The 22,701-nt window shown below is 71.1% G+C and carries 22 protein-coding genes; 12 read left to right on the plus strand and 10 right to left on the minus strand.

The features are described from left to right. Positions 1-18 precede the first annotated feature (18 nt). Entirely contained in the window at positions 19-2,136 is a 2,118-nt protein-coding gene (locus tag ABZU32_RS04085; RefSeq protein ID WP_354916834.1) for a BMP family ABC transporter substrate-binding protein, read from the minus strand. Between the two features lie 186 nt (positions 2,137-2,322). Between ABZU32_RS04085 and ABZU32_RS04090 the strand changes: the two genes are divergently transcribed. After that, positions 2,323-3,792: an ATP-binding protein gene (locus tag ABZU32_RS04090; RefSeq protein ID WP_354916837.1), complete on the plus strand. Its 1,470-nt coding sequence runs from the start codon at positions 2,323-2,325 to the stop codon at positions 3,790-3,792. Positions 3,793-3,845: 53 nt separating this feature from the next. Here the strand turns inward: ABZU32_RS04090 and ABZU32_RS04095 are convergent, their stop codons facing one another. Both ABZU32_RS04095 and ABZU32_RS04100 read right to left on the minus strand, forming a co-directional pair. Further along, the gene (locus ABZU32_RS04095) at positions 3,846-5,009 is read right to left on the minus strand and encodes a methyltransferase (RefSeq protein ID WP_354916840.1); all 1,164 of its coding nucleotides are present in this window, start codon (positions 5,007-5,009) and stop codon (positions 3,846-3,848) included. A gap of 49 nt (positions 5,010-5,058) precedes the next feature. Continuing rightward, complete coding sequence (locus ABZU32_RS04100) at positions 5,059-5,514, minus strand: Lrp/AsnC family transcriptional regulator (RefSeq protein WP_354838269.1); 456 nt, start codon at positions 5,512-5,514, stop codon at positions 5,059-5,061. A 117-nt stretch (positions 5,515-5,631) separates the two neighbouring features. Between ABZU32_RS04100 and ABZU32_RS04105 the strand changes: the two genes are divergently transcribed. Continuing rightward, positions 5,632-6,552: an SMP-30/gluconolactonase/LRE family protein gene (locus ABZU32_RS04105; RefSeq protein ID WP_354916843.1), complete on the plus strand. Its 921-nt coding sequence runs from the start codon at positions 5,632-5,634 to the stop codon at positions 6,550-6,552. Between the two features lie 88 nt (positions 6,553-6,640). Here ABZU32_RS04105 and ABZU32_RS04110 read toward each other — a convergent pair whose 3' ends face one another. Continuing rightward, positions 6,641-8,233 (minus strand): FAD-dependent oxidoreductase, encoded by a 1,593-nt coding sequence (locus tag ABZU32_RS04110; RefSeq protein ID WP_354916846.1) that lies wholly within the window; start codon positions 8,231-8,233, stop codon positions 6,641-6,643. 271 nt (positions 8,234-8,504) lie between these two features. Between ABZU32_RS04110 and ABZU32_RS04115 the strand changes: the two genes are divergently transcribed. Further along, positions 8,505-9,083: a 1,4-alpha-glucan branching protein gene (locus ABZU32_RS04115; protein WP_354916849.1), complete on the plus strand. Its 579-nt coding sequence runs from the start codon at positions 8,505-8,507 to the stop codon at positions 9,081-9,083. A gap of 301 nt (positions 9,084-9,384) precedes the next feature. Here ABZU32_RS04115 and ABZU32_RS04120 read toward each other — a convergent pair whose 3' ends face one another. Further along, positions 9,385-10,206 (minus strand): methyltransferase domain-containing protein, encoded by an 822-nt coding sequence (locus ABZU32_RS04120; RefSeq protein WP_354916852.1) that lies wholly within the window; start codon positions 10,204-10,206, stop codon positions 9,385-9,387. A 227-nt stretch (positions 10,207-10,433) separates the two neighbouring features. On the opposite strand from ABZU32_RS04120, the gene ABZU32_RS04125 reads away from it, so the two are divergent. The 3 genes from ABZU32_RS04125 to ABZU32_RS04135 are packed head-to-tail and all read left to right on the plus strand — an operon-like array spanning position 10,434 to position 11,901. Next, positions 10,434-10,937, plus strand: coding sequence for a metalloregulator ArsR/SmtB family transcription factor (locus ABZU32_RS04125; protein WP_354916855.1), 504 nt, complete (start codon positions 10,434-10,436; stop codon positions 10,935-10,937). Next, positions 10,937-11,440: an SRPBCC family protein gene (locus tag ABZU32_RS04130; protein ID WP_354917342.1), complete on the plus strand. Its 504-nt coding sequence runs from the start codon at positions 10,937-10,939 to the stop codon at positions 11,438-11,440. Before ABZU32_RS04125 ends, ABZU32_RS04130 begins: the two co-directional genes overlap by 1 nt. Then, positions 11,437-11,901 carry a VOC family protein gene (locus tag ABZU32_RS04135; protein ID WP_354916858.1) on the plus strand — a complete coding sequence of 155 codons (465 nt, stop codon included), beginning with the start codon at positions 11,437-11,439 and terminating at the stop codon, positions 11,899-11,901. The genes ABZU32_RS04130 and ABZU32_RS04135 overlap by 4 nt, the downstream gene beginning before the upstream one ends. 175 nt (positions 11,902-12,076) lie before the next feature. Here the strand turns inward: ABZU32_RS04135 and ABZU32_RS04140 are convergent, their stop codons facing one another. Beyond that, on the minus strand, positions 12,077-12,211 hold the full coding sequence (locus ABZU32_RS04140) for a hypothetical protein (RefSeq protein WP_354916861.1): 135 nt from the start codon (positions 12,209-12,211) through the stop codon (positions 12,077-12,079). Here ABZU32_RS04140 and ABZU32_RS04145 point away from each other — a divergent pair. The 6 genes from ABZU32_RS04145 (at position 12,210) to glnII (ending at position 18,023) form a co-directional block, all read left to right on the plus strand. Further along, positions 12,210-12,806: a DUF6230 family protein gene (locus tag ABZU32_RS04145; protein ID WP_354916864.1), complete on the plus strand. Its 597-nt coding sequence runs from the start codon at positions 12,210-12,212 to the stop codon at positions 12,804-12,806. The two genes, ABZU32_RS04140 and ABZU32_RS04145, sit on opposite strands and share 2 nt — an antisense overlap. A gap of 134 nt (positions 12,807-12,940) precedes the next feature. Continuing rightward, on the plus strand, positions 12,941-13,375 hold the full coding sequence (locus ABZU32_RS04150; protein WP_354916867.1) for a DUF6114 domain-containing protein: 435 nt from the start codon (positions 12,941-12,943) through the stop codon (positions 13,373-13,375). Between the two features lie 124 nt (positions 13,376-13,499). Next, positions 13,500-14,513 (plus strand): DNA polymerase ligase N-terminal domain-containing protein, encoded by a 1,014-nt coding sequence (locus tag ABZU32_RS04155; protein WP_354916870.1) that lies wholly within the window; start codon positions 13,500-13,502, stop codon positions 14,511-14,513. Between the two features lie 315 nt (positions 14,514-14,828). Further along, on the plus strand, positions 14,829-15,917 hold the full coding sequence (locus ABZU32_RS04160; RefSeq protein WP_354916873.1) for an ATP-binding cassette domain-containing protein: 1,089 nt from the start codon (positions 14,829-14,831) through the stop codon (positions 15,915-15,917). Next, complete coding sequence (locus tag ABZU32_RS04165; protein ID WP_354916876.1) at positions 15,914-16,693, plus strand: ABC transporter permease; 780 nt, start codon at positions 15,914-15,916, stop codon at positions 16,691-16,693. Before ABZU32_RS04160 ends, ABZU32_RS04165 begins: the two co-directional genes overlap by 4 nt. A gap of 316 nt (positions 16,694-17,009) precedes the next feature. After that, on the plus strand, positions 17,010-18,023 hold the full coding sequence (gene glnII, locus ABZU32_RS04170) for a glutamine synthetase (RefSeq protein WP_354838234.1): 1,014 nt from the start codon (positions 17,010-17,012) through the stop codon (positions 18,021-18,023). Positions 18,024-18,083: 60 nt separating this feature from the next. On the opposite strand, the gene ABZU32_RS04175 is transcribed toward glnII, so the two are convergent. The 4 genes from ABZU32_RS04175 to ABZU32_RS04190 form a co-directional block, all read right to left on the minus strand. Next, entirely contained in the window at positions 18,084-18,743 is a 660-nt protein-coding gene (locus ABZU32_RS04175) for an ATP-dependent Clp protease proteolytic subunit (protein WP_354916879.1), read from the minus strand. 25 nt (positions 18,744-18,768) lie between these two features. Beyond that, positions 18,769-19,335, minus strand: coding sequence for an ATP-dependent Clp protease proteolytic subunit (locus ABZU32_RS04180; RefSeq protein ID WP_354838747.1), 567 nt, complete (start codon positions 19,333-19,335; stop codon positions 18,769-18,771). A gap of 389 nt (positions 19,336-19,724) precedes the next feature. Then, the gene (gene clpB, locus ABZU32_RS04185) at positions 19,725-22,346 is read right to left on the minus strand and encodes an ATP-dependent chaperone ClpB (protein WP_354916882.1); all 2,622 of its coding nucleotides are present in this window, start codon (positions 22,344-22,346) and stop codon (positions 19,725-19,727) included. Further along, a complete protein-coding gene (locus ABZU32_RS04190) occupies positions 22,328-22,648 on the minus strand; it encodes a chaperone modulator CbpM (protein ID WP_354916885.1) in 321 nt (106 codons plus the stop codon). Before ABZU32_RS04190 ends, clpB begins: the two co-directional genes overlap by 19 nt. Positions 22,649-22,701: the final 53 nt, after the last annotated feature.

The raw sequence follows: 22,701 nt of genomic DNA on the forward strand, positions 1-22,701 counted from the left end.
GGGCGATGTGGGCGATCGCTATTCCGGGAGGACGATCTGGCCTCTGGCGATCTTCTGTTCTGCCTCGTCCAGGCGTGACTTGATGCCGTCGATGTGGCCGCCGGTCGTGGTGTAGGCGAAGCCGTGGGACTTGATGCCGTAGACGGTGGGGCCGGGTTTGGCGGAGCCGGTGGAGATGTCTTCGAGGTAGTCGAAGACCACCGTGTCGACCCGCTTGGTGATCGAAGTCAGGACGACGTCACGCAAGGCGGCGTCCGCGGTGCGGGCCTCGTCGCCTTCGGCGCCGATGACGTGCCCGCCGGCGGCCTTGGCGGCCTGCATGATGCCGATGTTCGAGCCACCCGCCGCCTGGAAGAGGACATCGGCGCCCGCGCCGAACATGGCGGCCGCGACGCGCTTGCCCTTGGCGGGGTCGTCGAAGCCGCTGAAGTCCGGAGAAGTGGTTATGTACCTGACGTCGAGCTCGACGTTCGGCTTGACCGACTTGGCGCCCGCGACGAAGCCCGCGGCCGCTCTCTCGATGGGGCCTTCGTCCTTGACCGCGCCGACGAAGCCCACGCGTCCCTTGCTGGACTTCAAGGCCGCCGCCGCACCGGCGAGGAAGCCGCCTTCCTGCTCGGCGAAGACGAGGTTGGAGATGTTCTTCCCCTTCGCCTCCTCGCTGTCGACGATCGCGAAGCTGGTCTTCGGAAACTCGGGCGCGACGGTGTTGAGCGCCGTGGAGTAGGGGTAGCCGATGGCGATGATCGGGTTGTGGCCGCTCCGGGCGAGCGTCCGTAGCCGTTGCGCCTTCTGTTCGTCCGTCTCATCGGCACTGGCCGCCAGCTCTTTGACCTCGCCCACGCCGAACTCCTGCTTGGCGCGTTGGAGGCCCTTCACGGCCGAGTCGTTGAACCAGAGGTCACCCCGGCCGCCGATGTCCAGGGCGATGCCGACCTTGCCCAGCTTGCCGGCGGCGATGGACGAAGACGTGGCCCCGCTGGAGGCGGAGGTGGTGGCCGAGGTAGAGGCGCGGTCGCCGGGCGAGTTCCGGAGCCAGATGCCGACGGTGACCGCGAGGGCCAGCAGCACGCTCAGCAGCGGGATCGTCGTCCGCGACGCGACGCGCCGGAAGCGGCTGGTCCGGGGTGAAGTGCCCGGCGTCCCGGCAGCGGTGACGGCCGCCACCCGCGGCACGGTCCCCTGCGCGGGAGGCACGGTCCCTTGCGCTGGGGACGGCAGGGCGGCGGAGGTAGAGGCCATGGAGGCGGCGGAGGAGGGAGGGGGCGGCCCGCCGGTCGTCATTCCAGGGGGCCCAGGTGGCCAGGGCGTCCCAGGTGGCCGGGCCGCGTCGTGTCCCACCAACTGCAGCATGATCTCGGCGGCCGTGGGCCTTTCCTGTGGGATCTTGGCCAGGCATCGTCCGAGCAGCGAGCGCAGCGACTCCGGGACCCCACTGAGGTCGGGTTCGGCGGTGAGGACGGCGTGCAGGACGGACGGCACGCTCGCGCCGCCGAAGGCACGGCGGCCGGTGGCCGCGAAGACCATGGTCACCGCCCAGGCGAACACGTCGGCCGGGGGGCCGACCTGCTCGCCGGCGATCTGTTCGGGCGCCATGTACGTCGGGGTGCCCGCGACGCCGGTGCCGGTGGCCGTGACGGAGTCCAGGGCGCGGGCGATGCCGAAGTCGATCACGCGCGGCCCGTCGGGGCCGAGCAGCACGTTGCTCGGTTTGAAGTCGCGGTGCACGACGCCCGCCTGATGGATCGCCGCCAGCGCGCCGGCCGTGCCCAGCGCCAGCCGTACCAGCTCGTCACCGCCGAGCGGCCCGCGTTCCCGGACCCGCTGCTCCAGCGAGGCGCCCTCGACGTACTCGCTGACGATATAGGGCAGATGATCGGCCGTGCCGACCTCGATGACCCGTGCCGTGGAGAAGGTCGCCACCCGCCGCGCCGTGGCCACCTCGCGCAGGAACCGGCGCTCCGCGTTCTGGTCCATCGCCTGGTAGGCGTGCAGAACCTTGATGGCGACCCGGTCCCCCGTAGACGACTCGGCCAGGTACACCGTTCCCTGGCCGCCCTGACCGATGCGGCCGAGCACCCTGTAGTCGCCGAACTGGCCCGGCTCACCGGTGCGTAACGGGGACAGGTCGGACATCCACTCCTCCAGCGTGTCGGTCCGACGATAGGGGATCGCGCGCTTCCCGCGCGAGGAATCGCCGACGCGCCGGGGGTACCGGCGCGATCGGCTTCGTGGGCTCACGCAAGCAGAGAGTGGCCCGTCGACACGCACCGTTTGTATAACCAGATCTATAATAGATGCAGTTATACATCGGAGGCGCGTGTGGACAAGCCCAGTGAGATCTTCGCTCGGGACTTCGAGTGGGCGGAGCTAAGCCGCTTCGCCACCTACGAGGCCCCCCAGGCGACCCTGGGTGTGGTCTCCGGGCGTCGCCGCCAGGGCAAGACCTTCCTGCTCGACGCGCTCACGACCGCGACCGGCGGCTTCATGTTCACCGGCACCGAGACCACCGAAGCCGACGCGCTGCGGCAGTTCGGCGACGCACTCGCCGCGTACGTCGGCGAGCCCCATCCGTTCCGCTTCGCCACCTGGGACGAGGCCATCACCCGGCTCCTGCGCATCGCCACCGCCGGTCCCACGGTCGCGGTCATCGACGAGTTCCCGTTCCTCGCCAAGGCCTCTCCCGCCCTGCCCTCCATCATCCAGCGCGCGCTGGACCCGACCGCCCAGCGCGGCAACACTCCCGTCCGCCTGCTGCTGTGCGGGTCCGCCCTGTCGTTCATGGGACGCATCTTGTCGGGGAACGCTCCGCTGCGCGGCCGTGCCGGACTGGAACTGGTCGTGCCCACCCTCGACTTCCGTCTCGCCGCCCGGTTCTGGGACATCGCCGACCCGCGCACCGCCGCGCTGACCAACGCCGTCGTGGGTGGCACCCCCGCCTACCGTCGGGAGTTCACCCAGGGTGACACGCCCGCCGGCGCGGACGACTTCGACTCCTGGATCGTCCGCGCGGTCCTCAACCCCGGCCGCCCGCTCTTCCGCGAAGGCCGCTATCTGCTCGCCGAAGAACCCGAGCTGCACGACACCGCCCTATACCACTCTGTGCTGGCCGCGATCGCCGACGGCAATCACAACCGCGGCGGCATCGCCTCCTATCTCGGCCGCAAGTCGACCGACCTGGCCCACCCGCTCACCATCCTCCAGGACGTCGGCATGATCACGCACGAGCGGGATGCCTTCCGCGGCAACCGCTCCACCTACCAGATCGCCGAACCTCTTCTCGCCTTCTACCACGCGGTCATGCGATCCGCTTGGGGGGAACTGGAACGGCCCGGCCGCGCGCCGGACGTCTGGCGTCGCCTCCAGCCGACCTTTCGCAGCAAGGTCGTCGGACCGCACTTCGAGCGCATCTGCCGCGAGTGGACCCGCTGGTACTGCCGCCCCGAGACCATTGGCGGTTTTCCCTCGACGGTGGCCGCCGGCACCGTTCCCGACGCGACCGACCGGACCGCTCACGAGGTCGATGTCGCGGCCTTCGGCCATGATGAGGCCGGTCGCGAGCGGCTCCTCGCCATCGGCGAATGTAAATGGAACGACATCATGGGCGTGGGACACCTGCGCCGGCTCGGCCGGATCCGCGACCTGCTCCGCGCCCGCGAAGGCGTCGACGCCGAGCGCACACGCCTGCTCCTGTTCAGTGGCACCGGCTTCAGCGACGACCTGCGCACCCTGGCCCGGCGTGATTCCGCCGTCCAACTCGTCGACCTGGACCGCCTCTACACCGGCGCATGAATGCGCTCAGGGGCGACCAGCCCTGATGGAGTGCCCAGATGCCGGTGGCGGCGTCAGTGCTTGACGGCTCGGAGGACGACGAACCTTGGGTCGCTCGCGGCGACTTCGCAGTTGCCGAACAGCCGGCGCAGCTTGGCGTGGTAGCCGAGATGCCGGTTGCCCACCACCCACAGCTCACCGCCGCGGCGGAGCGCCGCGCGTGACCCGTTGAACATCCGCCAGGCCGTCTCGTCGGTCGTCGTACGGTGGGCGTGGAACGGCGGGTTGTTCAGCACCAGGTCCACCGTGCCGGCGGGGACGCCGGACATGCCGTCGGCGGCGAGGAACCGTGCGGTGGTGCTCGCGTCCGCGTTGTCGATGTGCGCCCGGAAGGTCGTCTCCGCCGACGCCAGCGCCTGGTAGGACTCGTCGATGAACGTCACCTGGGCCTCGCCGTTGCCCAGCGCGGCGGCGAGCCCGACGACCCCGTTGCCGCAGCCCAGGTCCACGACGTGCTCGGGGCCGCGGCGCGACGGCAGGTGCCGGAGGAAGAAGCGGGTGCCGACGTCGAGGCGGTCGGCGCAGAAGATCCCCGCGTGGTTGGTGACGGTCAGGCCCGACACCGCGCCGATGCCGGCGGGCAGCGCGTAGCTTCGCGGCCACGGGTTCTCGCCCCGGGACAGTCCCGGATCGGGCGCGCAGAAGATGAGCCGCGCCTTCTTCACGGCCAGCGACGTCCTGGTCGGCCCGAGGATGCGTTCGAACAGCCTCAACGTCGAGGTGTGGATCTCGGTCACCATCCCCGCGCCGACGACCACGGTGCCCGCGTGCACGTGCGGGGCCAGGCGGTGCAGCTGGTCCTCAAGGAGGGCGAGGCTCTTCGGCACCCGGACGAGCAGCACGTCGATGCGGTCCGGCGGCGGGTCCTGGGTCGTGGCCAGTCGCACGGCGTCCGCCGCGACCCCGTTGCGCTCGATGTTCGCCTGGGTCGCCCGCTGGGTGAGGTAGGAGTCGGTGATCTGCACGGGACGGTGATCGGCGAGCGCCGTGACCAGGGCGCCCCACCGGTCGTTCAGCACGACCACGGTGCCCGACAGGTCGGTCGGGGCGCCGTCGATCCCCTCGAGCTCCCGCAGGAGATACTCGTCGGCGGCGTCCCAGGCGCGAAGCGGGTCACGGGGACTCTCGGGGAAGCGGGTGAGGTCGAACCCACCTGTCGACGTCGTCAAACGGTTCATCACGCCCCAGGTTAGCGACCCGCCGCCACCCCGGCCGCATCCCGTCCGCTCACCGTGGCATGTCCGGGGCGGGGACGTGGAGGGGGCGTTCGAAGAAGGTTTCCAGGGCGACGATGGTCTGGGTTCTGGCCACGCCGTCGACCTCGAAGAGTCTGCGCAGGACGTCCTGGAGGTCCTGGGTGCTCGCGGCCCTGATCTTGAGGAGAAGGGACGCGGGGCCGGCGATGACGTGGGCCTCCTCCACCTCGGGGATGGCGCTGAGCGCCTGGCGGGTGTCGCCCATCCACGTGGTGCCGTCGACCATCACGTACGCCAGGACGCCCCGGCCGGCGGCCACGGGATCGACGTCCACCGTCGTACGCCGGATGACGCCGCGTTCGCGCAGTTTGCGGACGCGCTCGTGGGCGGCGCCGCTGGACAGACCCACGGCCGCGCCCAGCGCGGCGTAGGAGCGGGTGGCGTCCTGCTGGAGGAGGCCGATCAGCGCCCTGTCGATGTCGTCCATGGAGGGACGTTATCACCCGACTCCCGAACGTCATCTTGCGTCTATGCACCTTCATGAGACGAGATATCGAGATAAGGCCGATTGACGATATGACGTTCGGTAGGATTTGCTGGGGGCATGACGGAGACCATTCCCACCGAGCTGGAGGAGCTGGACGAGCGGTTCGCCACGGTCGGGGGCGACGAGCGCGTCGAGCGCATCTACCAGGGCTGCCGGTGGGCCGAAGGGCCGGTGTACGTGCCGGCGGGGCGTTATCTGCTGTGGAGTGACATTCCCAACGACCGCATGCTGCGCTGGGACGAGCCGACCGGCACCGTGGGGCCGTTCCGGACGCCGGCCGGGTACACCAACGGGCACACCCTGGACGCCCAGGGGCGGCTCATCTCCTGCGAGCAGGGGCGACGCCGGGTGACGCGCACCGAACACGACGGCTCGGTCACCACCATCGCCGACCGGTGGGAGGGCAAGCGGTTCAACAGCCCGAACGACGTGGTGGTGAAGTCCGACGGGTCCATCTGGTTCACCGACCCCTCCTACGGGATCACCAGCGACTACGAGGGTCACCGGGCCGACAGCGAGATCGGGGCCGACCAGGTGTACCGCGCCGACCCGGTCACGGGCGAGGTGCGGGTGGTGGCGGACGACTTCGTCCGGCCCAACGGGCTGGCGTTCTCGCTCGACGAGCGGCTGCTGTACGTCGTGGACACCCGGCGCAGGCACCTGCGGGTGTTCGACGTGCACGACGACGGCACGCTGACCGGCGGGAAGGTGCTCGCCGAGTGCACGGCCGGCTCGTTCGACGGCATCCGGCTGGACGACACCGGCCGCATCTGGGCGGCGACCCACGAAGGGGTGCACTGCTTCGCCCCCGACGGCACGCTCATCGGAAAGCTGCGCCTGCCGGAGAAGACCTCCAACCTGGTCTTCGGCGGCCTCAAGCGCAACTGGCTGTTCATGACCGCCTCGACGTCGGTGTACGCCATCATGCTCAACGTCCGCGGAGCCCGCCCCGTCTACGCCGCGCCGGCCGGCGGGTGACCTACGCCTGATCGTCCCGTGTCCGGCGTCGTCGGCGGACCGCGGAAGCGCCCGGGACAGGGAGGGTCGTCCCGGGCGCCGTGGTGCGTCAGTGGGCGAGGACGCGCTGGTGGAGGTCGGTGACGGTCTTTCTGGCCGACTCCAGGGCGCCGGCCTGCCAGGCGATGAGGTAGCTGAGCCAGTCGCCCGCGAAGTGGACGTGGCCGGCCGGCCTGTTGAGAAGCTGGTAGGCGCCCGTGCGGGACGGCCAGCCGACCCAGGCTCCCTCGATGAACGGCTGGCGCTTCCACGACACCGAGACGGAGGTGACCAGCTCGTCGCGGTACTTGGCGCCGTGGATCTTCATGCCCTGTTCGATGGCGCGTTTCTCCCGTTCGGCGTGCGGGAGCGCGGCGTAGGCGTCCTGGTTGGCGCCGTTGTTGTAGTAGCCGATGACCAGGCCGCGCCGCTTGCCGTACCCGTAGGAGGGGTACCAGACGACCGACAGGTCGAGGTCGGTGTTGGTGATGCCGCCGTAGATGTTCTCGTCGGTCTCCCACCAGCGGCGGCGGTACTCCAGGCCGATCTTTCCGGAGGAGGTGACGGTCGGCGTGGCCAGGGCGGCCTGGACGTCCGGGCCGAGGTTGTGCGGGGTCCTGGCGAGCAGGTGCGGCGGCATGGCGGCCACGCAGAAGTCGCCCTTGACGGTGCGGACCTTGCCGTTCTTGTCCTGGTACTCGATCTCGACGCCGTTCGGCAGGTCGGTGATCCTGGTGACCTTCGACCGCAGCCAGATCTTGTGCCTGCCGATGGCCTCGGCGAACGCCTTGGGGATGGCGTCCATGCCGCCGACCGGCTGGAACATCAGCATCGCCTGGTCGTAGCCGAGCTCGAAGGAGAAGCGCTGGCCGACGCCGCTGGCGAGCACGTCCGACAGGGACGGGACGGGGCCGAGGGGGACGCCCGGCTGCTCCCCCGCGCCGGGGTCGGTGCTGTACCCGCGGCGGTCGCCGCTGCCGGTGTAGGCGTACCCGTCGGCCTTGGTGCCGATCGCGCCGAAGCCGCGCAGGAAGGTGAGGAGCCGGTCCTTGTCCTGCGCGGTCAGCTTGGCGTCGAGCGCGCCGCCGTCGGTGGCGGTGGCGAGCAGTTCGGAGATGTAGCCGTAGACGTCCGCCTTCGCGGTGCGCCAGGTGACCGGGGCGGTCATCCCGGCCGAGGCGTTGAAGATGTAGGTCTGCGCGTTGGAGTTGGTGAACACTTCCAGGTCGACGCCCAGCTCGCGGCAGTAGTCCATGGTGACCATCCACTGCGCGAGCCGCGCCGGGCCGGCGTTCATGTAGATGCCATCGGAGAAGCGGGCGATCTGGGTGGACCCGTCGAGCTCGGTGATCCGGTCGCCTCCCCTGATGGTCCAGTTGCGGCCGCCGACCCGGTCGAGCGCTTCCAGGACGGTGCAGTCGTATCCCGCCTTGCCCAGTTCGTAGGCGGTGGCGAGGCCGGCGACGCCCGCGCCGAGGACGATCACCTTCTTCGCCCCTCTGCCGGTGAGGGTGAAGTCGGACGGCCGGGGCGGGTCGAACCGGGTGCGGCTCGCCGCCTCGGCCGTGGGCGCGAGTCCGAGCGCGCCCATCGTGGCCAGGAGTGCGCCGGCGCCGCCCGAGGCACCGACGGCGGTGAGGAATCCACGCCTGCTGTAGTCCACAGACACCTCCAAGATCTCTGGAGGCAAGTGTGAGCGTGATCTATTGCCATGATCCGACGATCACGTTTCATCCGTATTTCTCCACATATTGGCGGTTTGTCACAGCGTGCCGCCTCGAGGAGAGGGTCACTGGCCGGTGCGCCATGGGCGCCGGCCCGGATTGCTCCGCCAATGACACCCGGATACCGAAAGGTGCTGGAATAGGGAGCGTTTCGAAAGGGCGCCCTCCCGTTGGAGGACGGGCCCACACCCTGCGCGTGAGGAAGTACGCATGGCCTTCATCCACCACACCACCATGACGCCCACCAAGCTGGAGTTGCTCGCCGACTGGTTGCCCAAGCAGAGCTGGTACGTGGGCGAGGCGGGAACGCCGGAGCTGGTCAGGGCCGGCGGGTTCCGCCTGGACGATCCGGAGGGCGCGGTCGGCATCGAGTTCATGGTCGTGGTGGACGCCGCCGGACGGGAACCGGTCGCGTATCTGGTGCCGATGGGGTACCGCGACGCGGCGCTGGAGGAGGTTACCGGCGAGGCGCTGATCGGCACCTCCGAGCACGGGGTGCTCGGCACCCGGTGGATCTACGACGGCGTCCATGACCCGGTGGTGATGGCGCGGTTGCGCGCCCTGCTGCGCGGCGAGGCGATCCCGCAGCACCAGAGCCGGAGCGACACCCCGGACCCGACCGTCACCGTGCACGCGACCGCCCCCCGCGATGGGGGCGAGGTTCGGGTCAACCGCATTCTGCGGCCGGCGGATGCCGCGCGGAGCCTGCCCGGACACCTCGTCGCCGGGTGGACCTGGCCGGACGGGACGACCGCACGGGGAGTCTTCGCGACCGTCGACCCGCGGTAGGAGGTCGCGCGGGCTACCCGCCCAACGTGCAGCCGGCGAGCAAGCGCGCCAACCGGACATGCGGGCCGGCCGTGCCTCCGACGCGGCGCGGCCACCGGGTCCGCCGCGCCGGAACGCCGGAGCACTCGACGTACAGCGGCGCCGCCGTCTCCGTACACCTTCCCGCCCCCGGCCCGTCCGATGAGCACCCCGCCCTTCTCGGCCGGTGGCGGCGGACCGTGACAGCCCGACCGGTGACGGGACGGCCGGTGACGGGACGGCCGGTGGTAGGTCAGCGGGTGGTGGGACGGCCGGTGGTGGGTCAGCGGGTGGCCGAGGTGAGGAGCGCGGCGGCGGGGAGGGTGGCGCGGCCGTCCTCGGTGAGGTGGGGGGCGAGGATGGCGTGGTAGGCGGCTTTCACGCGTTCGATGGTGGCCGGATTCTGCCGGGCGATCACGGCGGCGGTGCGGGCGGTTCCGGTGAGGATGGCGGTCCACCACTCCTCCGGGTCGACCGTGTGCTCCCATTCCAGCGTCCGCGCGCGCACCTCGGTGTACCCGGCGTCCTGGAGCAGCCCCGCGAACGACTCCGGGGTGCCGTACGCCTGGAAGGGGGACTTCTCGGGGACGTCGGCGGGCCGGGGCACCCCCACCGCGGCGACCGCCTCGTCGAAGACGACGGTGGCGCGCATCTTGGGGTAGTACCAGGAGGTCAGCGCCACCCGGCCGCCCGGGCGGACGACGCGGCGCAGTTCGCGTACGGCGGCGCGCGGGTCGCCGACGTGGTTGATGACGAGGTTGCCGACGGCGGCGTCGAACTCTCCGTCCTCGAACGGCAGGACCGGGAGGATCGCGTGCTCGACCCGCACGCCGGGCAGGCGCCGCGCGGTGGCCGCGACCATCTCGGGCTCGGCGTCGGCGGCCGTCACCTCCGCTCCCCGGGCCAGCGCCGCCGCGCTCACCCCGCCGGGGCCGCAGCCGACGTCCAGGACGCGGCCGCCGGCGCCGACCCGCGCCTCGTCCAGCAGCGGCTCGATCAGGCGGGCGGTCAGCAATGCGACTCCCTGCTTGTACGCCTCGCTGCGGCCACGCCAGCCGGCCCGCTCGAAGGCGTCGAACTCGACGGCGAACTGCTCTCGTCCCATGCTCACCAGTATCGCCCCGCCACGCCGGGCGCGGCTTCCGTGAGCATGCGCGTCACACCCGGGTGGTGCGGCGCGCGTAGATGACCTTTCCCACGTGCCCTCCGCCGTCCTTCGGGCGCGCGGCGCGTGGGACCGGTGTGGCCGCCTCCGCACGCCTCCTGCCCTTGACGGGGACCAACGCCGGCACCTATAAAACCATAAGGTTATTAAACCGAGAGGTAATGGTCATGACCGCCGATGTTCTCGACGCGACGTTCGCCGCGCTCGCCGACCCCACCCGCCGGGCGATCCTCGCCCGGCTGGCGGAAGGCGAGGCCACGGTGACCGAGCTCGCCGCGCCCTTCGCGATGACCCAGCCCGGCGTCTCCAAGCACCTGCGGGTGCTGGAGCGCGCCGGCCTGATCACCCGTGGGCGCGACGCGCAGCGCCGGCCGTGCCGCCTGCAAGCCGGCCCCTTGAAGGACGCCATGGAGTGGCTCGCGTCCTACCGGCAGTACTGGGAGGAGAGCTACCAGCGGCTGGACGATCTGCTCGCCGAGCTGGAGGCCGGCCGCTCCGGGCCACCGGCGGCCTTCGAAGAGCCCGAAGAGCCCGAAGAGCCCGAAGAGCGACACCACCGGCTCCGCATGCGAGACGACGGATCGGGAGAGCGACGCGACGGATCAGGACGACGACGCGGCGGACCGGGACAGCGAAGCGGCGGAGCGGGCGCGGAAGGAGCCGCTCGGTGATGCCGCCACGCGAGCGCGCCGAGGGCCTGTCGGTGACGGCGCCCTCCGACACCGAACTCGTCCTGACCAGGGTGTTCGCCGCGTCCCGCGACCTGCTCTTCGAGGCGTTGACCCGGCCGGAGCTGCTTCGGCGGTGGCACGGCGCGCGCGGCTGGCACCTGGTCGTCTGCGAGGTCGACCTGCGCCCGGGCGGCGCCTGGCGCTTCGTGTCGCGCGGGCCGGACGGCGCCGAACTCGGCCACGGCGGGGTGTACCGCGAGGTGGAGCGGCCCCGCCGGTTGGTCCAGACCGAGGTCTACGACGGATGGGACGCCGGCGAGGCGCTGGTCACCACCGTCCTGGACGAGCGGGACGGCCGGACCACGATGACCACCACCGTGCGCTACCCATCGCGCGAGGCGCGCGACAGCGTGCTGCGCACTCCCATGAGCCGCGGCGTGGGCGAGGCGTACGACCGCCTGTCCGAGCTGCTCGACGACATGACGAAAGGCGGATCACGATGACCGAAATCCATGACGCGAAGGCCGAGCCCGGAGGGACCGCCGAGGACGCCGCGCCGGCGGGCGTCACGCTGCCCGTGCGTCCTGGGGCGTATCTCCTCGAACTGGTGCCGGTGCCCGTCTCCGACATCGACCGGGCCAAGGCGTTCTACGCCGACAAGCTGGGTTTCGCCGTGGACGTCGACGTCCGGCCGGCGGAGGGAGTGCGGGTCGTCCAGCTGACCCCGCCCGGCTCCGCCTGCTCGATCACCCTGACCGAGGGCCTTCCGCAGGCCGACATGCCGGCCGGCTCGCTGCGCGCCCTGCACCTGGTGGTGAGCGACATCGAGCAGGCACGCGCGGCGCTCGTCGCGCGCGGCGCGGAGGTGGGCCCCGTCGAGGACATGGGCGGCGTCTACTACGCCTTCTTCGCCGACCCGGACGGCAACACCTGGACGCTCCAGCACATGCCGTGGCGCGCCTGACACCGGTCGCCGGCATCGGGCGTGGCGACCCGGACGGCGGAGCGCGGGCCGGCAGGCTCGCGGCCGGGGCGACGTCCGGGCCGGCCCGTGGGGTGCCGGGGCCGCGTCAGGGGTAGCCCAGAGCCCTGTCAAGATCTTTTCCTTCCGAGCCCATTTCTCGCCCACCGGCCGCTGATCAGCGCAAACGTACGACGATATCCGGCGTGGCCGGTTGATCGGCGGCACGGCTGATCCTCATGCTCGCCTGGTAGCCGTGCGGATCGTCACGGCAGGTGTCCGTCAGCTTGCCGGCGACATGGAGTGTGGCCATGCGTGAACAGGGTCGCGTACGGTGGAAGCGCTTCGCGATGATCTTCATCCCCGCGACGGCCGCGGCGGCGATGCTGGTCGGCGCCACCGTGCAGGGCGCCGTCGGCGCGTCGTTCGTCGTCGCCGGGACGCCGATCAAGGCGTCGGCCGACCTGATCAAGGCGTTCGGGGACGAGGAGTTCGGCGGCTTCGTGGAGACCAAGGACGGGCAGAAGATCCCCGTCTACATCGTCGCCAGCGGGCGCCTCGAGACCTTCAACCTGTGCCAGAGCTACCTGCTGAACACCCCGATCGGGCCGGTGACCGTGCGGACCACCGCCGGGAACGACGGGCGGCCGGTCGTCGCCATCCGCCAGGTCCTCAAGGCGACGACGATCGCCGGCGATGTCACCTACACCGGCATCGAACTCGGCCGTGACGCCAGCACGCTGGACGAGGTCCCCGGCATCACCGGCCCACCCGGGACGCCCGGCGTGCAGGCGCCGAAGGTCGTCTCGCGCAACAGCCGGCAGGTGTTCCTGGCGCTCAGCGCCGCACGGCTCGAGTTGCCGAATCTGACGCTCCGGATCCTGCTGGGCGATCACGAGTGCTTCTGACGACCGATGACCGCCACCCCCTGCCCGAGCGCCCAGCCCCGCACCGGACGCCCGGCGTGAACGACGCTCACCCCGTGGACGGCGCTCCCGATGCTCCCGGCGCGCCCGCCGCACGGCCGCGAGGGCGGGCGGCGATGAGGGCGTGGCGGCGTTCGCGGCCGTTCTGGGGCGGCCTGCTCACCGTGCTGGCCGGGGTGGAACTCATCAGCCTGCCCTTCTCGCTGGACGCGCTACCGCTGATCGTCCACTCGGTGGAGGCGGGGCTGGCGTACCTGCTCTCGATCACGATGATCGTCCTCGGCGTGCTGATCGTCTTCCAGCCGGCGCAGCGCGTGTTCCTGGGCGTCGTGGCGATCCTGCTGTCGATCGCCTCGGTCGTCTACGTCAACGTCGGCGGCTTTCTCCTGGGGATGGTCCTCGGGCTGCTCGGGGGCGCGCTGACCGCCGCCTGGACCCCCGTCCCGCACGACCCGGCTGCCGCCGTCCCGCAGGACGCACCCGGCGCGCCGCCCGCCGGACCCGAGGTCCCGGATCCGCGGAAGGAGCCGGCGGCCGGGGCCGACAGCTGACCGGCGGGGCATGGTCGAGGGCCGGCCCGGCGGCGTGGTCGAAGGCCGACCCGGCTCGACGGGATCGACGCCCGGACAGGCGGTATGGGGGTGCGCGCCGCCCGAGTGTGGGTAATAACCGGCAATGCCGGCCGACAAGCTCGACACCTACCGGAGCAAGCGCGACGCCGCCCGCACCCCCGAACCCGTCCCCGAGCCCGGGCCGCCGCCCACCGGGAACGACGACACCTTCGTCATCCAGGAGCACCACGCCCGCCGGCTGCACTGGGACCTGCGGCTGGAGCGCGACGGCGTGCTGGTGTCGTGGGCGATCCCGAAGTGCCTGCCGCTGGACCGCACGCCGAACCACCTGGCCGTGCACACAGAGGACCACCCGCTGGAGTACGCGACGTTCGAGGGCGAGATAGCCGCGGGCGAGTACGGCGGCGGGCTGATGCTCATCTGGGATCGGGGCACCTACGAGACCGAGAAGTGGACCGACCGCGAGATCAAGTTCGTGCTGCACGGCACGCGGTCCTCGGGCCGGTACGTGCTGTTCCCGACCGACGGCAAGAACTGGATGATCCACCGGATGGACCCGCCGCCGCGGGAGGGGCTGCCGCCCGCCGACGGCCTGCGTCCCATGCTCGCGGAGGACCGCAAGCGGCCGCCCCGCGACCAGGAGGCGTACGGCTACGAGTTCGACCTCGGCGGCACCCGCGCCCTGGCGATCCTGGGCGAGGGCAAGGCCCGCTTCGTCGGCGCGGACGGCGTGCCGCTCACCCCGCGGACCACTCCCGGCCTGGAGGAGCTCGCCGGTCTGGGCAAGGCCGCCTGGGGCCTGCCCGCCGTGCTGGACGGCCGGATCGCCGAGGTCGGCGGCACCGTGATCTACATGATCTTCGACGTGCTGCGGCTGAACACCGGTGACCTGCTCGGCAGGTCCTACCGCGACCGGCGCAGGACGCTGGACCACCTGTCCCTGCGCGACCGCCACTGGCAGCCGACCCCGTGGTTCCCCGGCGACGGCGAGGCCGTGCTGAAGGTGGCCAGGGACCAGGGCATCCCGGCCGTCCTCGCCAAGCGCCTCGACAGCCCCTACCTGCCCGGCGCCCGCTCCCCGTACTGGCTCCGCGTCCCCCTGGAAACCGGCGGCTGACGGCGCCCCCCGGACGTCCGTACCGGCCGGACGCGCCGGCGGGCGGGCAGCCCTCGGATCTTTTTTCGCCTTTTCCCTTTCCCACCGGGAAAGAGCAGGTCAGAGGGGCCCGCGGTGGAGGAATTCGCCACCGCGACGGCCTTTTCCCGAATGGTGGTGAAAGGCGTTCCCGCAGGTGGCGGCCGTATGTGAATGCGACGTTCACGTTTGCCAGTTCCAGCCGGGCCGGTCGAAGATGAATCATCACCGAAACACCCCCGGCCGGGGTTCTCTCGCCATGCCCGCGAACGCCCGCAATCCCTTGAGGAGGGGACGATGATCCATGCCCGAGGACTGACCCGGCGGTTCACGGCGCGACGCCGTGCCGTCGAGGCCGTCCGCGGTATCGACCTCGACGTGGAGCCCGGACAGCTGGTGGCCTTCCTCGGCCCGAACGGCGCCGGAAAGTCCACCAGCCTGCGCATGCTGACCACCTTGCTGCCCCCGACCTCGGGGACCGCGACCGTCGCCGGCCGCGACGTGGTGTCCGACCCCGCAGGGGTGCGCGCCCGCATCGGATACGTGGGGCAGAAGAACAGCGCCGGCGAGAGCTTCCGCGTCCGCGACGAGCTGGTCACGCAGGGACGCTGCTACGGCCTGCCCGTGCCGGTGGCGCGGCGGCGGGCCGACGAGGTGCTCGGGATGCTGGAGCTCGAGGCGCTGGCCGACCGCCGGCCGGGCACCCTGTCCGGCGGGCAGCGCCGCCGTCTGGACATCGCCCTCGGGCTGGTCCACCGGCCCGAGCTGCTCTTCATGGACGAGCCGACGACCGGGCTCGACCCGCGCGGGCGCGCCGACATCTGGCGGCACATCCTGCGCCTGCGCGCCGAGCACGGCACGACGCTGTTCATGAGCACCCACTACCTGGAGGAGGCCGACAGCATGGCCGAGCGAGTGGTGATCATCGACCGTGGCCGGATCATCGCCGACGGGACGGCCGAGAAGCTCAAGAGCGACCTGGCCGGCGACCGCATCACCGTGACCTGCGCGTCCGAGCAGGACGCCGCGCGGGCCGCGGTCACCGCCGAGCGCGTCGCCGGCCCCGAGGGGGTCGGCGTGTCCGGGACGGCCGTCGAGATCCGGGTGCCGCACGCCGCCGTGGCGCTGCCGGCGTACCTGCGAACGCTGGAGGAGGCGGGCGTGCGGGTGGCCGCCGCCGAGACGGCCCGGCCCACGCTCGACGACGTGTTCCTCGCGCTCACCGGGCGCACCCTGCTCGAGAGCGACGATGCCGGCCACGGCCCCACGGCGGGGCCGGCCGGGTCCGCCGATCAGGACGGCCTGAAGGACCAGCGGGACCAGCAGGACCAACAGGACCAGAACGGGCGCGACGGCCGGGACGGCCGGAAGGAGGGATGGGCATGAGCCGGCGTTTCTTCCAGGACACCCGCACGGTCTTCGTCCGGGAGATCGTCCCCGCGCTGCGCGAGCCGTACAGCACGGTCTTCGCCATGGCGCAGCCGCTGCTGCTGCTGTTCCTGTTCGGCCCGCTGCTCGCGGGCACGACAGGCCAGGGCGGGTGGGGCGGAGGCGAAGGGGCGGCCTCGCCGTGGCAGTGGTTCGTGCCCGGGACGCTCATCATGATGTGCCTGTCCGGGCCGATGCTGGCCGGGTACTCGCTGCTCATAGAGCTGCTGGGCGGCTCGATGGAGCGGATGCTGGTCACTCCGCTCAACCGCGCCTCGATGCTGGTCGGGCGCATTCTGAAGGAGTTCGTGATCCTGCTGGCCCAGGCGGCGGTGCTCATCGGCCTCGCGGTGCCGCTGGGTCTGCGGCTGCCCGTGGCGGGCGTGCTGGCCGCACTGGCGCTGCTGATCGTGTTCGGCACGGGGCTCGGCGCGCTGTCGTTCGTGCTGGCGATCGCCTCCCAGCCCAGCGGGCAGCTGTTCTGGGCGGTCACGCAGGTGGTGGCGTTCCCGCTCATGTTGCTGTCGGGCGTGCTGCTGCCGATCGACCACGGGCCGGCCTGGCTGCGGACGGCCGCCGCGCTGAACCCGGTGACCTACGTCGTCGAGGCGGAACGGGCGCTGTTCGCGGGACGGTTCGCCGACCTGTCGGTGCTGTACGGGGTGGCCGCCGCGGCCGCCGTCGCCGCGATCGGCCTGACGTGGGGCACCCGCGCCATGCGACGCGGGGTGTGAGGGGTAGAGTCGCGAGTGTTCGACCGGACACGGGGCCGCGCCGGTTCGACCGGCTCCGCAGGGCCGAGTTCGACGCGCGCTTCCCCGGCCTGCCGGCCCTGGTCCTCGCCGAGGAGACAACCTCGCCGGCGGAGCCACAGGTCTAGACCTTCCCGCCCGATCATGGCGCTGACCAGCGAGGACGTGTGAGCAAGGCCACTGCGTCCCTGACACCATTTCACACGGCGTTCATAAACGGGCAACAGCTCCGAAACGGCTGATTGGAAACCTCGGCGTTGCGGACACGAGAGGGGTCTGCCTTGCTGAAGGGATCGTCGTGACCTACAAGGCCGAGTACATCTGGATCGACGGCACCGAGCCGACCGCCCGGCTCAGGTCGAAGACCAGGATTCTTGCCGACGGAGCCGACCTGCCGATCTGGGGCTTCGACGGCTCCAGCACCAACCAGGCACCGGGCAAGGCGTCCGACTGCGTGCTCAAGCCGGTGTTCACCTGCCCGGACCCGATCCGGGGCGGCGACAACGTGCTCGTCCTGTGCGAGGTCCTGCTCACCGACATGACGCCGCACGCGACCAACACGCGGGCGCTGCTCACCCCGGTCGCCGAGCGCTTCGCCGACCAGGACTCCTGGTTCGGCATCGAGCAGGAGTACACCTTCTTCAAGGACGGCCGCCCGCTCGGCTTCCCCGTCGGAGGGTTCCCCGCCCCGCAGGGCTTCTACTACTGCGGCGTCGGCGCCGACGAGGTGTACGGCCGCGACATCGTCGAAGCCCACCTCGACGCCTGCCTGACCGCGGGCCTGGCGATCTCCGGCATCAACGCCGAGGTCATGCCCGGTCAGTGGGAGTTCCAGGTCGGCCCGGCCGGGCCGGTCGAGGTCTCCGACCACCTCTGGATCGCCCGGTGGCTGCTCTACCGCATCGCCGAGAACTTCGGCGTGTCGGCCACGCTCGACCCCAAGCCGGTGCAGGGCGACTGGAACGGCGCCGGCGCGCACACCAACTTCTCCACCAAGGCCATGCGCGAGGGCTACGACGCCATCATCACCGCCTGCGAGGCCCTGGGCGAGAAGGCCCAGGAGCACATCACGGGCTACGGCTCGGGCATCGAGAAGCGGCTCACCGGCATGCACGAGACCGCCCCGTGGAGCGAGTTCAGCTACGGCGTCTCCGACCGCGGCGCCTCGGTGCGCATCCCGTGGCAGGTCGAGGTCGACAAGCACGGCTACATCGAGGACCGCCGCCCGAACGCCAACTGCGACCCGTACGTGGTCACCCGGCTGATCGTCGGCACCTGCTGCGAGGGCCTGGAGAAGGCCGGCCAGGTCTGACCTGGGCGAACGGCGCCGCCCGCGGGGAGATGCATCCCCGCGGGCGGCGCCGTCGTCATGTCAGCGCACCAGGGCGGCGACGCGCTTGCGGTTGGCGAAGATGTCGTCGACCAGGCCGTACGCCCTGGCCTCCTCGGCGGTGAAGATCTTGTCGCGCTCGATGTCGGCGCGCACACTCTCGGCCGTGCGGCCCGAGTGCCGGGCGAGGAGCTCCTCCTGCAGGGCGCGCATGCGGATGATCTCGCGTGCCTGGATCTCCATGTCGCTGGAGGGGCCGAAGCTGCCCTCCATCGACGGCTGGTGGAGCAGGACGCGCGACTGCGGCAGCGCCGCCCGCTTGCCCGGGGCGCCGGCCGCCAGCAGCACGGCCGCGGCGGAGGCCGCCTGGCCGATGCAGACGGTCTGGACCTCGGGCCGGACGAACTGCATGGTGTCGTAGATCGCGGTCATGGCCGTGAACGACCCGCCCGGCGAGTTGATGTAGATGCTGATGTCGCGGTCGGGGTCGAGCGACTCCAGCGTCAGCAACTGGGCCATCACATCGTTGGCCGAGGTGTCGTCGATCTGCACGCCGAGGAAGATGATGCGGTCCTCGAACAGCTTGTTGTACGGGCTCATCTCCTTGACCCCGTAGGTCGTGCGCTCGGTGAAGGACGGCACGACGTACCTGGCGGCGATGGGCGCCACGCCGGTGGAGAGCTCGGGTCGGCGTTCTGACATGGGCTTGTCCCCTCCTCGTCTCGGGTCAGGACACCGGGCCGGCGGAGGGCACCAGCGCGGCGCTGCCCACCACCTTGTCGATGAAGCCGTACTCGCGGGCCTCCTCGGCGGTGAACCAGCGGTCGTGGTCGGAGTCGCGCTCGATCTGGTCCACCGGCTGACCGGTGTGGAAGGCGATGCGCTCGGCCAGCAGCTTCTTGGTGTAGAGCATCTGCTCGGCCTGGATCTTGATGTCGGAGGCCGTGCCGCCGATGCCGCCCAGCGGCTGGTGCATCAGGATGCGGGTGTGCGGGAGCGCGTAACGCTTGCCCGCCGTTCCGGCGCAGAGCAGGAACTGCCCCATCGAGGCGGCGAGCCCCATCGCCACCGTGGAGATGTCATTAGGGACATATTGCATGATGTCGTAAATCGCCATTCCGGCGGAAACGGAGCCGCCGGGCGAGTTGATGTAGAGAAAGATATCCCGCTTGGCATCCTCGGCGGACAGCAGAAGAAGCTCGCCGCAGATTCTGTTGGCGATATCGTCGTCCACCTCCTTTCCGAGGAAGACGATGCGCTCGCGCAGCAGTCGCTGGCCCAGGACGTCGAGCATCCCCGGCGGGGGCGCCTCGACCGGGTGCGAACCCACGACGCGGCCCGCGCCGGCGGACGCGAACGGATCAAAGGAATGAACGCCGGAGGGCACCATTGCCACCTGCTCCCGAATCGGACGCGTGAACGCCGCGCCTTTCCGGCGCGGCGAATGACGTCTTCAACGGTGCCAGGCGTTCCGGCCGGCCGACAGCTTTTTCACTGTCGGCGTCACCGGCCGCGCCTTTTCCGCTTCCGGCGAATTGCCGCGGGCCCTGTTCCGCCCTGGACGAAATTCCTTGACCACCGCCGGAGGGACGATCACTCCGGGCGATTCCCCGGCGCCGAGCACCGGCGGCCGAGCACCGGTGCTCGTCATATGACGAGCACTCCCGGCCGTCCCGGCGGCGGTCACGCGCCGCCGGGGTTGTCGTAGGAGACGACGAGATCGCCGTCGGTCACCTCGACGCGGATGACCGCCCCGTCCCGCACGTCCCCGGCGATCAGCGCGCGGGCGATGCGCGTCTCGACCTCGCGGGCGATGAACCGGCGCAGCGGGCGGGCGCCGTACACCGGGTCGAAGCCCTGCTCGGCGATGAACCGCAGCGCGGCCCCGGTGACCTCCAGGCTCATCATCCGCTCGGCCAGCCGCGTCCTGACGTCGTCGAACATCAGCGAGACGATCCGCTCGATCTCCGGCTCGGTCAGCGGCTTGAACAGCACCGTGTCGTCCACCCGGTTGAGGAACTCCGGGCGGAAGCGCCCGCGCAGGTCCGCCATGACCAGGTCGCGCGCCGGCTGGTCGATCTCGCCCACGGCGGTCACGCTGTCCATCAGGAACTGCGACCCGATGTTGGACGTCATGATGATCACGGTGTTGCGGAAGTCCACCGTGCGGCCCTGCGCGTCGGTCAGCCGCCCGTCGTCGAGCACCTGGAGCAGGATGTTGAACACATCGGCGTGCGCCTTCTCCATCTCGTCGAACAGCACCACCGAGTACGGCTTGCGCCGCACCGCCTCGGTGAGCTGGCCGCCCTCCTCGTAGCCGACGTACCCGGGCGGGGCGCCGACCAGCCGGCTGACGGTGTGCCGCTCCTGGTACTCGCTCATGTCGACGCGGACCATGTTCTCCTCGGTGTCGAACAGCGCCTGCGCCAGCGCCTTGGCCAGCTCGGTCTTCCCGACCCCGGTGGGGCCGAGGAAGATGAACGAGCCGATCGGCCGGCGCGGGTCCTTGATGCCCGACCGGGCGCGCATGATCGCGTCCGCCACCGCCTTCACCGCCTCGTCCTGGCCGACGACCCGCTCGTGCAGGATCTCCTCCAGCCGCAGCAGCTTCTCCCGCTCGCCCTCCTTCAGGCGGCTGACGGGGATGCCGGTCCACCGGGAGACGATGCCGGCGATCTCCTCCTCGGTCACCACCTCGCGCAGCAGCCGATGGCCGCCCTGCTTGGACCCCAGCTGCTCCTCGGCCGCGCGGAGCCTCCTCTCCAGCTCCGGCAGCCTGCCGTGCGTCAGCTCGGCGGCCCGGTCGAGGTCGTACCCGCGTTCGGCCTGCTCGGCCTCGCGTCGCACCGTCTCGATCTCCTGGCGCAGTTGCTGCACCTTCTTCAGGGCGTGCCGCTCGGCCTCCCACTGTGCGCGCATGGCGTCGGCCTCGGCGCGCAGGTCGGCCAGCTCCTTGCGCAGGCTCTCCAGCCGCTTGACGCTCCCCGGGTCGTCCTCCTTGGCCAGCGCCGCCTCCTCGATCGAAAGGCGCGTCACCCGGCGCGTCAGCTCGTCCAGCTCGGCCGGCATCGAGTCGATCTCGGTGCGCAGCATCGCGCACGCCTCGTCCACCAGGTCGATCGCCTTGTCCGGCAGGAACCGGTCGGAGATGTACCGATGGCTCAGGACGACGGCCGCGACGATCGCACTGTCCTGGATCTTGACGCCGTGGTAGACCTCCAGGCGCTCCCGCAGGCCGCGCAGGATCGACACCGCGTCCTCGACCGACGGCTCATCCACGAACACCGGCTGGAACCTGCGCTCCAGGGCGGCGTCCTTCTCGATGTGCTTGCGGTACTCCACGATCGTGGTCGCGCCGATCAGGTGCAGCTCGCCGCGGGCCAGCATCGGCTTGAGCATGTTGCCGGCGTCCATGGCGCCCTCGGTGGCGCCGGCCCCCACGACGTTGTGCAGCTCGTCGATGAACAGCAGGATGCGGCCCTCGGACGCCTTGACCTCGGTGAGCACGGCCTTGAGCCGCTCCTCGAACTCGCCGCGGTACTTGGCGCCCGCGATGAGCGACCCCATGTCCAGGCTGAAGATCGTCTTGTCCTTCAGCCCCTCGGGGACGTCGCCGCGGGTGATGCGCTGGGCGAGCCCCTCGACGATCGCGGTCTTGCCGACGCCGGGGTCGCCGATGAGCACCGGGTTGTTCTTGGTCTTGCGGGAGAGGATCTGCACGACCCTGCGGATCTCGGCGTCCCGCCCGACGACCGGGTCCATCTTGCCCGCCCTGGCCGCGGCGACCAGGTCCATGCCGTACTTCTCCAGCGCCTCGTAGGCCACCTCCGGATGCGCCGAGGTCACCCGCTGGTTGCCGCGGATCTGCGTCAGCACCTCCAGCAGCCGGTCGCGGGTGATGCCGTGCCCCTGCAGCAGCCGTCCGGCCGTGGTCTCGGCGCCCTCGTCGGTGAGGGCGAGCAGCAGGTGCTCGACGGAGACGTACTCGTCCTTGAGCCGCCTGGCCTCCTGGTCGGCCTGGTCGAACAGGCGCGACAGCCGGCGGGTCACGTACACCTCACCGGGAGATGCGCCGGGGCCGCTGACCCGCGGCCGCCGCTGGAGCTCCGACTCCAGCTCGAGAGTGAGCTTGTCCGGGTCGCCGCCCGCCGCCGCCAGCAGACGCGGGACCAGGCCGTCATGCTGCCCGAGCAGGGCCAGCAGCAGGTGCTCGCCGTCGACCTCGGTGTGCCCGTGGCGGATCGCCTTGGTCTGCGCGTCGTGCAGGGCTTCCTGCGATCTCTGGGTCAGTCGGTTCGGGTCCACGATGACACTCCCGTCGATGAGGCGTGGCGGCGCAGGGCCGCTTCCAGCTCCGCGATGCGGTCGAGCAGGTCGAGTACCACGCCCAGCGAGGCGTAGTTGAGCGACAGGCCCTCGTGCAGGCGCTCGATGCGCCCGAGCACGACGAGCTGGGACGGCGCGAACCTCGGCTCTTCCCGGTACCTGTCTATGGGCTCCAGCAGGCCGAGGACGACCAGCCTGCGCACGAGGTCGGGATGCAGGCCGCCCGCCCGGGCGAACGACTCGAGGCCGATGCCCGGCACCGGGGTCAGGGCCGTCGTCATGGAACGTCTTCGCGAGGTCACGGCGCTCGCCTCCTGGGGTCGAAGCGGGAGGC

It is taken from the genome of Sphaerisporangium sp. NPDC005288, from assembly GCF_040607475.1.
Classification (GTDB): domain Bacteria; phylum Actinomycetota; class Actinomycetes; order Streptosporangiales; family Streptosporangiaceae; genus Sphaerisporangium; species Sphaerisporangium rhizosphaerae.